This window comes from Deltaproteobacteria bacterium, from assembly GCA_013151235.1.
Classification (GTDB): domain Bacteria; phylum CG2-30-53-67; class CG2-30-53-67; order CG2-30-53-67; family CG2-30-53-67; genus JAADIO01.
Map to the genome: position 1 here is coordinate 1 of JAADIO010000072.1, position 14,211 is coordinate 14,211.

The window sequence follows — 14,211 nt, forward strand, 5'->3', positions numbered from 1 at the left end:
GAACGTAGATGTAGCCTCGTAAAAGACAAGCTCCACTGGCCGAGCCTCTTCAAGATAGGCGAAGGCAGCATCCTTTTGCCGACACTGGCTTGAAGGATAAAATAGGGACAGCGACCATTATATTCCTTTGCGTGGCCGCCATGGCCGCGATAACGCTCAAGGTACCAGATCTTTAATCTTGCTCTCCTTTGTTGAAAAGGCCTGACACCTTACACCTCCAAACCACATGAATATCTTGACTTTCTCAGACGACTCCAATAGTATCTACAATGTAGCAACAAAAAGGAGGGCCGCCATGAAAACCAAGGCACAAAAATGGGGAAACAGCCTGTCCGTCCGGGTGCCCAAGGGCATTGCAGAAAAAGCAGGTATCCGTGATGAAGATATGCTCGATATCGATATTGAGAACGGAAAGATCATATTGATACCCATCAAGAAAAAAGAATATCAACTCAAAGACCTTCTCAAGAAGATTACCGATGAGAATATCCATGGCGAAATTGACTTTGGAGAACCCTTGGGACGAGAGATCTTTTGATGACGCCGACACCGTATGTACCGGATCGTGGAGATATTGTATGGCTTCAATTCAACCCTCAATCCGGGCATGAACAGGCCGGCTACCGACCTGCTTTGGTACTTTCACCCGTGACCTATAATGAGCGCGTGGGGTTGATGTTGTGCTGCCCCATCACAAGCCGGATCAAGGGATATCCTTTTGAAGTGGAAATCAAAGCGGGTGCAAGAATCAAGGGTGTGGTCCTTGCTGATCAAGTGAAAAGCCTGGACTGGAAAGTACGAAAAGCCAGGAAAGAAGCGAAGACCACGGCCGGAGTGATTCATAAAGTCCTGGCCAAACTCCATACGTTGTTATCCTACTGATTTTCTTTCCCTTCAAACGCTATACAAATCTTATAAGCAGACCTGACACTTTACAGGTTATCCCTGCTGTTCGTCCGTTTTACCGAATCCTCCCCCTCCGGGTGTCTTCAGGAGAATCGAATCTCCGGCCTCAAGATGGAGGGCCACGCGATGGGGCAGCTCTTCAATCGTTCCGTCGGCCCGGCAGAGCCGGTTCACTCCCCGCTGCCCGCTTCCTCCCCCGGCCATGCCGTAGGGAGGGATCTTCCGCCGTTCCGAAAGGATCGAGAGGGTGGCCGGTTTTTGAAAGCCGATCTTCCGGATGACCCCGTTGCCTCCGGGGAACTTCCCGTCTCCTCCGGAGCCTTTCCGAAGCGTAAATCGACGAAGCCGGACACCGGGGTGCCGGACTTCAAGAATTTCCGGGTCGGTGATCCGGGTATTGGTCATATGGACCTGGACCCCGGAGGCGCCGGGACAGCCGTCGAGAGCACCCGATCCTCCCGCAACGGTTTCATAGTATGGAGACTCCCCCTCCACCTCGAAAAGGAGATTGTTCATTGTCCCCTGGGAGGCGCCGGCTACCCCGAGGGCCCCGAGGAGGAGATCAACGACCCGCTGGGAGGTTTCCACATTCCCCGTGGCCACGGGTGCGGGGAAGGGAGGATTGAGGATCGATCCTTCCGGTACACGGAGAGTGATCGGCCGGAGGCAGCCGCTGTTCAGGGGGATGTCGCCGCAGGTGAGGGTGCGGACAACGTAGAGGACGGCGGAACGGGTGACCGAGAGGGGGGTATTGAGGTTATCTTCACGGTGCCGGGCGCCGGTTCCCGCAAAGTCAATGATCGCCGTCACTGTGGAGGGGGGACGCTCACCGCCCCGGATCTCGATCCTGACCCGAAGGGGGGTCCCGTCGTCGAGACGATCTTCGAAGGAAGCAATGAAGGGATCCTTTTTCAGGAGGAATTTCAGCAGGGCCTGCTGCACGGAGAATTCGGCATTGTCCTGTATATAATCCATATACCGGCGCACCGTCTTCCATCCATAGCGACGGATCATCCGCTGAAGTTCGCCGACCCCCTTGTGGCAGGCGGCGATCTGTGCCTGGAGATCGAAGATCCGCTCTTCCACGTTCCGGACGGGACGGGGGGCGTCGGACAGAAGACGGGTCAGTTCGGCCTCCCGGAAGTGCCCTTTTCGGACCAGCAGAAAGTCATCAATCAGGACTCCTTCGTCGCTCAGGTCCCGGGCCTTGACCGGCATGGAGCCTGGAGCGGCCCCGCCGATGTCGGCATGGTGCCCGCGGGCGGCTGTGAAAAACCGGATCTCCCCCTCCCGGGAGAAGACGGGGCAGATCACCGTCGTATCGGGAAGATGGGAGCCTCCCTTATAGGGGTTGTTCGTCAGATAGAGATCTCCCGGTTGCATCCTTCCTTTCCGGTCGGCGAGGACGGCCTTGACGGTATCTCCCATCGAACCGAGATGAACGGGGATGTGGGGGGCGTTGGCGACCAGACCGCCCGATGCGTCAAAAACGGCACAGGAAAAATCGAGACGTTCCTTGATATTGACGGAATGTGCCGTATTCCGCAGGGTATGACCCATCTCGCCGGCCACCGACATGAAGAGATTGTTGAAGACCTCGAGAAGGACCGGGTCGGGACCTCTGCTCGTCACCGAGGCCGGGATCCTGCACCGGGACACCCTGTCGGCGAGGACAACTCCGTCGGACAGGACCGTTGCCTCAAAGCCCGTCTCCACCAGAAAGGTCGTATGGGGATCGACGACAAAGGCGGGTCCTTCGATCCGGGTCCCCGCGGGAAGGTCTTTTCGTAGATAGACGGGAGCTTTGATCGTTCCTTTCTCGTCATGGAAGGTCTGAAAGGAGACCGCCTCCGCCCGGTGTTTCCTGTCCGCCGGATGCACGGGACCGGGGGGAAAGAATTCCTCTTCTTCTTCTCCTTCCACGCGGAGATGGACCACCTCCAGGGAACCTTCGGCAGGGACGAATCCGAAGATTTTTTCATACCGCGTACAAAATTCGGTAACCGTCTTTTCATATCCGCCGAAGGGGACGGGGATGAAATTTTCCGTGCCGCGCTGCCGCAGGTCGATCCATCGATGGATCGAATAGGCCGTTTTCCCGGCCGGTTTGCCGGAAAGGTTCCGTTCCAACACCCGGTAGCGCTCTTCCAGCGCCTCGTATCCTTTCGGACCAAAGGGTTCAAGAAGGGTGGCCTCCGCCTGCACCGTAGGTCGGGCCAGACCGATGCCGTAGGCGGACATGAGACTGCTCAGGGGATGAAAAACCACCCGGTTGATTTCGAGGAGATCGGCCACACGGCAGGCATGCTGCCCTCCCGCCCCGCCGAAGCAGACGAGGGCATCGTTCCGGACGTCCACCCCGCGGGAAACGGAGATCTCACGGATTGCCAGGGCCATCTTTTCGTCTGCAATCCGGAGAAACCCGAGGGCGGTCTCCCGGACCGAAAGATTTCGATCCAGGGTGGTATTGATTCGCTCCGTCATCTCTTCAAAGGATCGAAGAGAGGCCGTGACATCCAGTCCCGACTTCCGGTCGGCGCCGAAGGTCTTCGGAAAGGCGTCCGCTATGATCCTCCCCGTTACAAGGTTGGCGTCCGTTACGGTGAGGGGACCGCCGAAACCGTAACAGGCGGGTCCGGGATCGGCGCCTGCCGATTCCGGGCCGACCCGTATCTTTTGTCCATCAAACCAGAGGACGGACCCCCCGCCGGAGGCGACAGACACAATGTTGAGCATCTCCGTGGAAAGTTCAACGCCGCCGACCTCCCGTTCAAAGCACTTTTCGAACTCCCCGTCAAAACGGCAGATATCGGTGGAGGTTCCTCCCATATCGAAACCGATGACACCGGCCGCACCCGCCTGCCGTGCGGCCTCGGCCACGGCGATGACCCCGCCTGCCGGTCCCGAAAAAAGGGCGTTCCTCCCATGGAAGTGATCCGGGCTCACCAGCCCCCCTGCGCTGACCATGAATTCGATCGGGATCGTTCCCGTCGCCTTCCGGATCTCCTGCAGGTGCCGATCGATCACCGGACTGAGATAGGCATCGACGACCGTACTCCGTCCCCGGCCGACGATCTTGATCCTGTTCATGGTCTCATGGGAGAGATAGATATTCGAAAATCCGGACTTTGCCGATCTCCTCTTCGTGGACCGGGTTTTTCCAGGCATGGAGGCAGACCACGGCCACGGCATCGATCCGCTCTTGCTCCAGGCGCTCCAGGATCGTGCCGAGACACTCCCGCCGGAGGGGCTCCTCCACCTCCCCCGCGGCATTGATTCGCTCACGAACCTCCAGAACAAGATCGTAAAGGACCGACGGTTTCCGTATGCAGAGTTCGAAGATCGAAGGGCGGCTCTGGTTCCCGATCTCCAGCAGGTCGGCGAATCCCGCCGTGATCAAAAGCGCCACCCGTCCCCCCTTGTGTTCTAAAAGGGCGTTCGTGGCCACGGTTGTCCCGAAACGGATCCCTTCAATCCGGTCGGCCGGGAGAACGACTTCCGGTGGAAGACCGAGAAGACGGCGGATTCCCTCAATCGATGCCGAGGGATAGTCCGGTGACGAAGAGAGGAGCTTTGTTACATGGAGTTTTCCCGAAGGATCGCGCCCGATCACATCTGTAAAGGTCCCCCCCTGATCGACGGCGAATCTCCATTTCGAAGTCATTTTATCTCTCCGTTCTTTCTGTGGGCATGTTCCGCGTTTTCCGGTCCGGTGATCGGCAGCCTGCATTCTAACCATTTCCCGGCGCGACGACAAGCCGGAAACATTTTCTCCGCTCCGTGCCGCATTTTCGGGAAGAAAACAGTCACAGATGGAAGATACGACAGTGCAATTTGCACGATATGGGTAAATTATTACATAGACCATTGGTCCATTCCCGTCGAGATCCGGCATGCCGGGCGCTTCATGCAACTATTGTCTTTTAAATCAATAAGATATGAGATGTTTTCCGGTGTTGGAAGGCCGTGATCAAGAGGGCTTCCTGATTCCGTGTCTGCACGATTGTATCATGCAGGCCTCCTGACGGATGCGCGGGACATGCCGGCGATTTTGTTTATTGATTTTGTCAAGAAAACGGGAACGAAGCGTCCATTTCTTTTCCTATCGATTTAATCCACAATTAAATTCTTCGGGATGTTCTCCCGAATATCCGGGCTTCAGTTTGGTCCGGCTGTACTTTATCAATATGATAAACAAAAAAATATTTATAAAAATCAACAAGATCGATGATCCCTTGGCATGTTGTTTGCTGTTTCAATGGTCCGTTGATGTGAATGGGGTCAGTGTAAACCGGTATTGTCGCGAGGAGATTTTATGAGTGAACAAGACAGAAAGATTGCAATCATCCTCTCATCGGAGGACTACGCCAAGATACAGCTTGCCGGAATGATCGCTTCGGTGGCTGCCGTATCGAGTATCGAGGTACTCATCTTCGTTTCAATGGGGGCCGTCCGAAAATTCAGGAAGGGGATCACGGACGATGAACGATTCACGGGATCCGATTTTTCAAAGGTCCTGAGGGAGAAAAAGGTTCCGCCCTATCTTGATCTTTTCAAGCAGGCCAGGGAGTTCGGCGATGCGAAGATCTATGCCTGCCCCATGGCCATGGAGGTCTTGGAGATGACGAAAGAGGATCTGGAAGAGGATATTTTCGACGAGATCGCCGGGATGACGAAGTTTCTCGTCGATGCCGATGGATACAATATTATTAATCTGTAGTACGTTGCCAAACAGGAGGTAAAATCATGGATGCTGCAATTAACACAAGCGTGGATGCACGGGATTCTTACTGTCCGGGGCCGCTGATGGAACTGATCCGGACCATGAAAAGGGAACCGGTCGGTTCGGTGATTGAAATCCTCTCTTCGGACCAGGGGTCGGCAAAGGATATTCCGGAGTGGATCCACAAGGTGGGACACGAGTATCTCCGCACCGAAGAGAAGGAAGGGTTCTGGAGTATTCTGGTGAAGAAAGCCAAATAGGCCGGCCGGATTATATCGATCATCATTTCGTTGTCATTGCCTGTTCCGGAACATTGCCCGGCGCGGTCGGGGACCGAATGTCGTATTCGGTCTGCTCTTCCGTCCGGCGATCAGGTCTGCGTGGGCGGAATGTCTGCAGCAACAAAATAATTTATGGAGGAATCTTCAGAATGGGAAAGCGGATTGTAATCATTGGGGGAGGGACCGGCGGGACCATTGTCGCCAACCTCCTTGCACAGGGGCTGCGAACCGAGATGCGTCGCGGTGACGTAACGGTCAACATGCTCAGCGCTTCGGACAAACATGTCTACCAGCCGGGTTTTATGTATGTTGCCTTCGGACGGATGCAGGACGATGAAATCATTCGGGATCAGCGGAGTATTCTCGACTCACTGGTCAACCTCTACGTCGATCCCGCTGTAAAGATCGATATCGAGGGGCAGACGGTCACGGCAAAAAGCGGCCGATCCTTCCCCTACGATTATCTGGTCATTGCGACCGGTTCCAGGATCGTCCCCGAGGAGATCCCCGGCCTCAAAGAGGGGGCGCATTGGTTCTACGACCTTCAAGGAGCCAAGAAGCTCCGGAAAGCGCTAAAGGAATTCGAGGGAGGCCGGATCGTCATCGCCGTGGGCGTTCCCCACAAATGTCCCGTGGCCCCGCTGGAAGTTACCTTCATGATCGACGACCTTTTCTCCAACAGCCATCTCAAAGGAAAATACGAACTCTTTTACACCTACCCCATCGCCCGCGTTCATGCACTGGAGCCGGTGGCACACTGGGCGGTCAAGGCCTTCGAGCGAAGGGGAATTCAGTATGAGACCTTTTTCAATATTGAGAAAGTAGACCCGGAGAAGAAGCAGCTTCACAGCGAAGAGGGGTCCGTCATCGACTATGACCTTCTGATTGCCATCCCCCCCCACAAGGGCGCCCCGCTGATTGAAGACTCCGGCCTCGGAGCCGACGGCTGGATTCCCACGGACAAACATACCCTGACCATGAAAGGGAAGGAAAATGTCTTCGTCGTGGGAGACACGACCAATATCCCCATCAGCAAGGCCGGTTCCACCACCCACTTCGAAGCGGACACCGCAGCGGAATCCCTGATCTGCCTGATCAAAGAAGGATGTCCGGGCCGCAGATACGACGGGAAGGTCTTCTGCTTCGTGGAAACCGGCATGGACAAGGGAACTTATGTCTGGTTCAACTATAACACGCCGCCGAATCCAGGGGAGCCGTCCCAGATGATTCACTGGTTCAAGCTGGCCTACAATCGCCTCTACTGGCTGAGTGCACGGGGCATACTCTAAAGGGAGGAATGAAATGTCCAAGAAGAATGGAGGGATGCAGGTGGTGGATGCACCTTCGGCGGATCTCGGGAATGCCGCTGCCGCCGATGCGCGTATGAATCAGGCGAGCAGTCTTGCAGAGGTTGCCGAGATGGTCCGGGCCTATCGGGATTCGCAGACCGACCCCATGATTGAGCGGATGGCCGCCATGATGGAACCCTTGGCAGCCCTGGCCGACCAGGTGGCGAAGCCCGAAGTGTTCCAGGCCGTGCAGGAGTCGGTTCGCACCCTGACCGAGCTGCATCAAAGCGGTTCGCTCAACGATCTCAAAGAGATGGCCCTTTTCGCCAGCGCCGCCAAGAACTCCATGGGAGAGAGCGTTATTACGCGAATGGCTGCCAACATGGAAACAATGATGGCGCTGATGGATGAGATGGCCAAGGCGGACTTGATGCGGGCCATGCCGGCCATCGAGGAACTGATCAACAGCGGCAGTCTTGAGATTCTGGCCCAGATGGCAACGTTTCTCGGATCGACCACACATGCTTTTACCGACAGCATCGTCGAACGGATGCTGACCATGTTCGAAAACATGGTCAGCCGCCTTACGAACCCCCAGATTCAGGATCTGATCGGCGCAGCGGTGGAAAGCGCGCAGGAGACCATGAACGAGATGAAGCAGAAACCCGAAAAAGCGGGGATGCTGGCACTCTGGAAAGCGGCGCGGGATCCCATGGTACAAAAAAGTCTGCTCTTTGTTATGGACTTTGCCAAGAACTTCCACAAGAGCCTGATCTCGGAGACCGGCCCCAGGCTGTGATGTTTTGCCGGTGGATCCCTTGCAATTCTGTTCCCCCCGGTCCCGGGCAGAGATGCCCGGGGCTTTTTTTGTGTGCGCCCGGGGTTTACGAACAGGACCACCCGGAGGGGAAAGAGTTCTCCTCTTCCGTCCCGGTGAAAAGATTCCGTGCCAGAAGGACCGATTCAAGATCTCCGTAGAGTGCGATGATATCATCGAGATAAAGACGGGTTTTCCCGTGGGGGATGATGGTCCCGTTCGCCCGTTTGATAAAGAGGATCAGACTGTTCCCCGGAAGACGGATCTGGTTCAAAGCCTTGCCGCTGAGGGCGGCGTTTTGCAGGGCGACTTCCTCGATTTCGTTGGCCGACTCCTCCTGAAGCAGCACATCAAATACGTTGGGCCGGAGGATCAGATTCTCTATGGCCAGGGTCCCCTGGCGGGCAAAATCGACGGTCCGGATCTCCATTTCCTTATATTCCCCGGCAAAATCCTCATCGGAGATCCGTGCAATGATCCGCTCCACCTCGAAGAGATCCCGGGCAAGCCGTGCAATCCGGAGATTCACGGTATCCTCCCGGGCCGTAAGAATCAGTACATCTTCGGGATAGATACCGGTCAGGGCCAGGAAGTCGGGATCGGTCCCATCGCCCAGCAAGACCTTGATTCCCAGCCGCTGCGCCTCCTGAAAGAGGCGGAGATCCTTTTCCAGGAGAAAGACGGGCAGTCCCCGCTCCTGCAGGCGGCGGGCGAGGTCCAGACCGACGCGGCCCGCTCCGACAATCTGGATATAACGGGCGGGACGGACCTCCCGTTTCATCAATGCATGGAAGATCAGCGGGGAGGCGACACAGGTGACAAGGGCCATGATCACAATGGCGGAGTTCAACGCCGGAGAGATCGCCCCCATTTCAAGGCCGATGGCCGCCGCCGCGACGATCAGACTCAGCCGGGAGGAGAGGAGCGCCCCACCGGCAAGGGTCTCCTTCCAGGAGAAGCGGACCTTAAGGATCAAGGCGGAGAGAAAATTGACGCCGTAGGCCATGAGGATCAGGACCCCGACCAGAAGCGGCCCGGCCGTGGAGGCGGTGAGCGCCCCGAGATCGAAATTGACTCCGACCATAATAAAGAAGATGGGGATGAAAAATCCGTAGCCGATGGCGTCAAGTTTCAACTGCAGGTTCGGGATCTCCCCCCGTGAAATTTTCGAGACCAGCGCCCCGGCGAGGAACGAGCCGAGGATCACCTCCGCCCCCAGACTCTGGGCCAGAACGACAAAGATCAGCATCAGGGCGAAGACCCCCCGTACCCGGATCTGCGAGGTGGCGTGGGCCAGATCAATAAAGATCCGCCGGACGGCCGTCTTGTTCTGCAAATAGTGGTTGATCTTGTCCGCAGCAAGCACGGCAAGGAAGAGGAATCCCACCAGGAGGAGCTTCGGATCCCAACCCGTGGTATAGAAGATGAACCCGAGGGTCAGCAAGATCACCGTGATCAGATCGGCGATGATGGAACAGGAGAGGATCACCTGCCCGAAATCCTTCTCCAGGTATCCCTGCTCTTTGAGGACCAGCAGGACGACCCCAACGGACGTGGTCGAGAGAATCAGGGTCATGAGCCAGATTTGCCGAATCAGGCCGGCCCGATAGAGGAGAAAGGACAGGGCCGTGGCGATCAACAATCGCAGCACGAAAATGGCCAGGCTCTGGTAGAGGGGAACGGTAAAACAGTACCGGGGACTCCAGCGATGGTCCGGTCCTTTCTTTCGGGGCCGCATCCATTCGACATCGATCTCTAATCCCGACAGAAACATCAGGTAGGCAAAACCGAAATGATAGAGAAAACTCAACCACGGACCGGCCTCGATCAGATTCAAACCGCTCTTCCCGATGATGATCCCGCAGAGGATTTCACCCACCATGGCCGGAATGAGAAATTTCCGGAACGAAGAAGTCAGGATCGGAACGAAAAAGGCCAGCAGTGTAATCATCAGTAACGGTGCAAAATGCATCGGTTCCATTGTTTTCCCTGTTGATTCCCGCCGGTTATGAATTTCCCCTATGATAGCATAGCAAAAACTTTTTGAATATAGTTGACAATAAACCTGAAAACGGGTTATGTATAACAAATTTTTATTCATAATAAACTGATGAGGATTTCATTATGGCCATTCAGAAAGATTCACACGTCACCATGGAATACACCCTGACCCTCGAATCGGGTGAACAGATCGACCGGTCCGATCCGGACCGGCCGTTGCAATTTCTCTGCGGTTACAGCCAGATCATCCCCGGCCTGGAGAAGGAGTTGATCGGAAAGAACGAAAATGAATCTTTTCAGGTCAAGGTCCCCTCGGAGGAGGGATATGGACCCTACCAGGAGGAACTCCTCCAGAAAATTCCCCTCACGCAGTTCCCGGAAAAGATCGAACTGAAAGTGGGGATGAGTTTTCAGACCCGCTCCCCGCAGGGGCTTCCCATGACCTTCGTCATTAAAGAGATCGAAAAGGATTCGGCGGTTGTCGATCTCAACCATCCCCTTGCCGGCAAAACCCTCATCTTCGATATTGCCATCAAGGGTGTTCGGGCAGGCACACCGGAGGAAATCGAAGCGGTCAAAAATCCCTCCTGCGGATCCGACGGATCGAGTTGCGGCAGTGGGTGTAGCTGCGGCTGAAGGGAACGGAAAAGCTGTTTTCAGATGACGGCGCAGCTTGAAGCTGCGCCGTTTTTTTGAGCCTCTCCGAAACAAATTCTCCTTGCGAAACCCCTGCCCTCCATGATAATTTTTCGCCGTATTGCATTTCCCGAAGATCCTTGGCGGTAACATTTCCGGAGGAGGCAGAATGGCCCCTGCGCCCAAATCCCGCGGTCAATGGAATTCCCGCACCGGTTTCATCCTGGCGGCCATCGGTTCCGCCGTCGGACTCGGCAACATCTGGCGTTTCTCCTATCTCGCCTACGACAACGGGGGCGGCGCCTTTCTCATCCCCTATCTCATTGCCCTGGTCACAGCGGGTATTCCCCTGTTGATCCTCGAATTCGGGATCGGTCACGAACGGATCGGATCGGCACCGCTGGCATTCGCCAAGCTGAGAAAACACTGGGAATGGCTCGGCTGGTGGCCGGTCATCTTCGTCATGTTCGGCATCGTCCTCTACTATTCCGTGATTATCGCCTGGTGTGTCGACTATGTCTTCTACGCCTTCAAGCTCTCCTGGGGGAACGATCCGAACGCCTTCTTCTATAAATCCTTTCTTCATCTCAGCAAATCCCCCTCCGAAGTCGGGAGCATCCAGACCCCCATCCTGTGGGCGCTGGTATTCGTCTGGGGTATAAGCTGGGTGATCATTCAGCGGGGGGTCAGCCGGGGAATCGAACTGGCGAACCGGATCTTCATGCCTCTTCTCCTGATTTTGACCCTCTTCCTCGTTTTCTGGTCGGTCCGACTCGACGGCGCCTCCATCGGGATTGCCGCCTACCTCCACCCTGATTTTTCGAAGCTGGCGGAGCCGAAGGTCTGGATCAACGCCTACGGCCAGATCTTCTTCACCCTGAGCCTCGGTTTCGGCATCATGATCGCCTACGCCAGTTACCTCCCCTACAAGACCGATATTACCGGCAGCGCCGTGATTACGGCGCTCACGAATTGCGGTTTTTCGCTGATTGCCGGATTCGGCGTCTTCTCCGTCCTCGGTTTCATGTCCCGGAGCCAACACTTGCCCATCGACAAAGTCGTCACCAAGAGTATCGGGCTGGCCTTTGTCGCCTATCCCAAGGCGATCTCTCTCATGGGACCGGCCGGCCCGATCTTCGGCGCCGTCTTCTTTACCAGTCTTGTCGTCGCCGGGCTTTCTTCGGCCGTCTCCATTGTGGAGGCCTTTACCTCGGCCGTGGTGGACAAGTTCGGGATGAACCGGAAGGTTCTTGCCACCCTGCTTTCCATCACCGGTTTTCTGGGCGGGATCATCTTCACCACCCAGGGAGGACTCTTCTGGCTTGACATCGTTGATCACTTTCTCAATGCTTACGGACTCGTGGTCGTAGGACTTCTCGAATGCATCGTCGTCGGCTGGATCTTCCGGCTGGAGACGATCCGCAAGCACCTGAACAAGGTCTCAAATCTCCGCCTTGGCCTCTGGTGGAACTGGATGATCAAGTTTCTCCTGCCGGGGGTCCTGACCGTCATCATGATCAACCAGCTCACCGAAGAAGTCACCAAGCCTTACGGCGACTATAGCTGGGCCAGTCTCATCTCCATCGGCTGGAACTGGGTCGGCATCACCTTCCTTCTTTCCTTCATCTTTGCCGTTCAACCCTGGCGCACCCGGGCGAACCTGGAAAAAGGGCGCAGCGACGGTGAACCGGAATGACCGGAATGTGATCCGGATCACTGTCCGGGAAGGAAGATCTCTGTTACAATGGGAAACAATAGTCGGCGATTTCTTTAAGAATCCATACCGGGAGGATTTCATGTCGGAAGAGAAGAAAGTCTGTTTTGTCTGTGGAAATGATGAAGATGCGAACGTTCTGCTCCCCTGCCGGACGGAGGGGAAGGATCTGTGGGTTTGTGTGAGGTGTCTGCCGCCGCTTATCCACGGCCAACATTAAAAAGCATCTTCCACAAATTCCCCATCTGCCCCTTCGATATATTCCGTTCTTGCGGTTCGGTCGGCTCACCATGCCCGGAAAGTTTAATGGACCGTTCGTGGTGAGCTTGTCGAACCATGAACGGAATCCGGAGGGTTGATGTAATCATGTTTTTTGCCCGCTCAAAAACCGATGAGGAAAAGATCAAAAAGGACATCCGTGTCCTGGCCGATCTGACCGAGGTCTACTGCAAAAAGAAACATGCCGGGGCGGAACGCACCCCCATCATCGCAAAGGGGAGGATCTCCGGCTATGGTGATTTGCTGAAAGTCTCCCTCTGTCCCGACTGTACAAAACTGGTTCTTCACGGTGCCGTGAAACGGATTCAATGCCCCATGAACCCCAAACCGGAGTGCAGGAGATGCCCCGAGCACTGTTATCACCCGCGGTATCGGGACCAGGTCCGGGAAGTCATGCGTTTTGCCTGGCGTTATCTCCTCTTGCGGGGACGGATCGACCTCGTTTTCAAACACCTGTACGGCCGGGGAGGTCCTTAAATAATTAAATGACGGAATCTCCCAAAGAAGAACCATTCTCTTAAAAGGATAGGGGGTGGGGACTTTCTCAATATTTTCTTGACTTTTTTCCCGGGTCACTGTATTTTCAGTACACTTTTTGGACCGATTTTGTCGTGAAATAGCTGGGAAATGAGGTTCGCAGAATAAATATTATGTAATCAGCGCAATATCTTGCAGTATTACCGATCCCCGGTAGCTCAGTCGGTAGAGCAGGTGGCTGTTAACCACCCTGTCGCTGGTTCGAGTCCGGCCCGGGGAGCCATAAAACAAGAAAGTCCCCCCTTTTGTGGGGGACTTTTTGTTTTTGTGTTCTCCGTAGACGGCGAGAACAGGAGAGGAAGTGCCGTGAAGAGGTGGTGGTTGTACATCATTGATAGAAGGGGGAGATATTACACGGGGATCACAAGGGTCGCGGGTCAATCAATCTTTTTTTTGATGAGATGGGTGAATCGCGTGAGGATTTTCGGAGTGATATGTTTGGGGTTGGCCTGATGAATTTTGCCGGCGATGTTGATGGCGTCGTCGGCCGGAAGACCGCCGGAGCGGTGCAACTCGGCCAGCAACTGCAAGCCCCACAGAAGAGGCACCTTCTCTTTTTTGCAGAGCGTTCGCAAATTCTTGTCGTTGGTCACACACGAGAAACCATATCGCTTGGCTGCAAGGAGGCATAACCGGTCCTGGAACGATGTCGGCCCGGTTTGGCCGGCAGCAGTGTAGGCGTCTTCGATTTCAGGCTCGAAAATAACCAATCCGAGATCGACGATCTCATGTTCGTCTTCGATTTCGTTAACTTCATCGAGAACCGGACTGGCCACATGGAGCGGTCCCACATGTTTTACCACAAGTTGGAGAATAGACCGGTCTGCCTTGAGGAAATCGATCAGGACGCAGGCATCCATGATCATTGCCTTGTGAGTCTCCGGATGCTTCGTCACAGAACCGTCTCCCAGTTCTGCAGGAGGTCTTGCATCTCCTCAATGCTGATGCCGAGCATCTCTGCGCCCCGGCTGAGCGAGATTTTGTCCTTCTCGACGGCTTCCATGACCAGCCGACTTAAACGGTCTTCC

General features: G+C 55.4%; 13 protein-coding genes and 1 tRNA gene. 10 read left to right on the forward strand and 4 right to left on the reverse strand.

What is annotated here, in order from left to right:
* Window positions 1-295: 295 nt before the first annotated feature.
* A complete protein-coding gene (locus GXP58_12095) occupies window positions 296-538 on the forward strand; it encodes an AbrB/MazE/SpoVT family DNA-binding domain-containing protein (GenBank protein NOY54335.1) in 243 nt (80 codons plus the stop codon).
* A complete protein-coding gene (mazF, locus tag GXP58_12100; protein NOY54336.1) occupies window positions 538-882 on the forward strand; it encodes an endoribonuclease MazF in 345 nt (114 codons plus the stop codon). The genes GXP58_12095 and mazF overlap by 1 nt, the downstream gene beginning before the upstream one ends.
* Window positions 883-939: 57 nt before the next feature.
* Here mazF and GXP58_12105 read toward each other — a convergent pair whose 3' ends face one another.
* A complete protein-coding gene (locus GXP58_12105; GenBank protein ID NOY54337.1) occupies window positions 940-3,996 on the reverse strand; it encodes a 5-oxoprolinase in 3,057 nt (1,018 codons plus the stop codon).
* 4 nt (window positions 3,997-4,000) lie between these two features.
* Window positions 4,001-4,570 (reverse strand): hypothetical protein, encoded by a 570-nt coding sequence (locus GXP58_12110; GenBank protein ID NOY54338.1) that lies wholly within the window; start codon window positions 4,568-4,570, stop codon window positions 4,001-4,003.
* Between the two features lie 651 nt (window positions 4,571-5,221).
* Between GXP58_12110 and GXP58_12115 the strand changes: the two genes are divergently transcribed.
* From GXP58_12115 to GXP58_12130, 4 genes are all read left to right on the forward strand, one after another.
* On the forward strand, window positions 5,222-5,626 hold the full coding sequence (locus tag GXP58_12115; protein ID NOY54339.1) for a hypothetical protein: 405 nt from the start codon (window positions 5,222-5,224) through the stop codon (window positions 5,624-5,626).
* A gap of 26 nt (window positions 5,627-5,652) precedes the next feature.
* Window positions 5,653-5,889 carry a sulfurtransferase TusA family protein gene (locus GXP58_12120; GenBank protein NOY54340.1) on the forward strand — a complete coding sequence of 79 codons (237 nt, stop codon included), beginning with the start codon at window positions 5,653-5,655 and terminating at the stop codon, window positions 5,887-5,889.
* Between the two features lie 170 nt (window positions 5,890-6,059).
* Window positions 6,060-7,199, forward strand: a complete 1,140-nt coding sequence (locus tag GXP58_12125; protein ID NOY54341.1) for an NAD(P)/FAD-dependent oxidoreductase — start codon at window positions 6,060-6,062, stop codon at window positions 7,197-7,199.
* A gap of 13 nt (window positions 7,200-7,212) precedes the next feature.
* A complete protein-coding gene (locus GXP58_12130; GenBank protein NOY54342.1) occupies window positions 7,213-7,998 on the forward strand; it encodes a DUF1641 domain-containing protein in 786 nt (261 codons plus the stop codon).
* An 85-nt stretch (window positions 7,999-8,083) separates the two neighbouring features.
* On the opposite strand, the gene GXP58_12135 is transcribed toward GXP58_12130, so the two are convergent.
* On the reverse strand, window positions 8,084-9,997 hold the full coding sequence (locus tag GXP58_12135) for a hypothetical protein (GenBank protein ID NOY54343.1): 1,914 nt from the start codon (window positions 9,995-9,997) through the stop codon (window positions 8,084-8,086).
* A 143-nt stretch (window positions 9,998-10,140) separates the two neighbouring features.
* On the opposite strand from GXP58_12135, the gene GXP58_12140 reads away from it, so the two are divergent.
* The 4 genes from GXP58_12140 to GXP58_12155 all read left to right on the forward strand — a co-directional run bounded on the left by GXP58_12140 (window position 10,141) and on the right by GXP58_12155 (window position 13,406).
* A complete protein-coding gene (locus GXP58_12140; protein ID NOY54344.1) occupies window positions 10,141-10,653 on the forward strand; it encodes a peptidylprolyl isomerase in 513 nt (170 codons plus the stop codon).
* A gap of 169 nt (window positions 10,654-10,822) precedes the next feature.
* A complete protein-coding gene (locus tag GXP58_12145) occupies window positions 10,823-12,349 on the forward strand; it encodes a sodium-dependent transporter (protein NOY54345.1) in 1,527 nt (508 codons plus the stop codon).
* 354 nt (window positions 12,350-12,703) lie between these two features.
* Entirely contained in the window at window positions 12,704-13,123 is a 420-nt protein-coding gene (locus tag GXP58_12150) for a nitrous oxide-stimulated promoter family protein (protein NOY54346.1), read from the forward strand.
* A 207-nt stretch (window positions 13,124-13,330) separates the two neighbouring features.
* Window positions 13,331-13,406: transfer RNA gene (locus tag GXP58_12155), tRNA-Asn, on the forward strand.
* Between the two features lie 154 nt (window positions 13,407-13,560).
* On the opposite strand, the gene GXP58_12160 is transcribed toward GXP58_12155, so the two are convergent.
* Window positions 13,561-14,079, reverse strand: coding sequence for a PIN domain-containing protein (locus tag GXP58_12160; GenBank protein ID NOY54347.1), 519 nt, complete (start codon window positions 14,077-14,079; stop codon window positions 13,561-13,563).
* Window positions 14,080-14,211 lie beyond the last annotated feature (132 nt).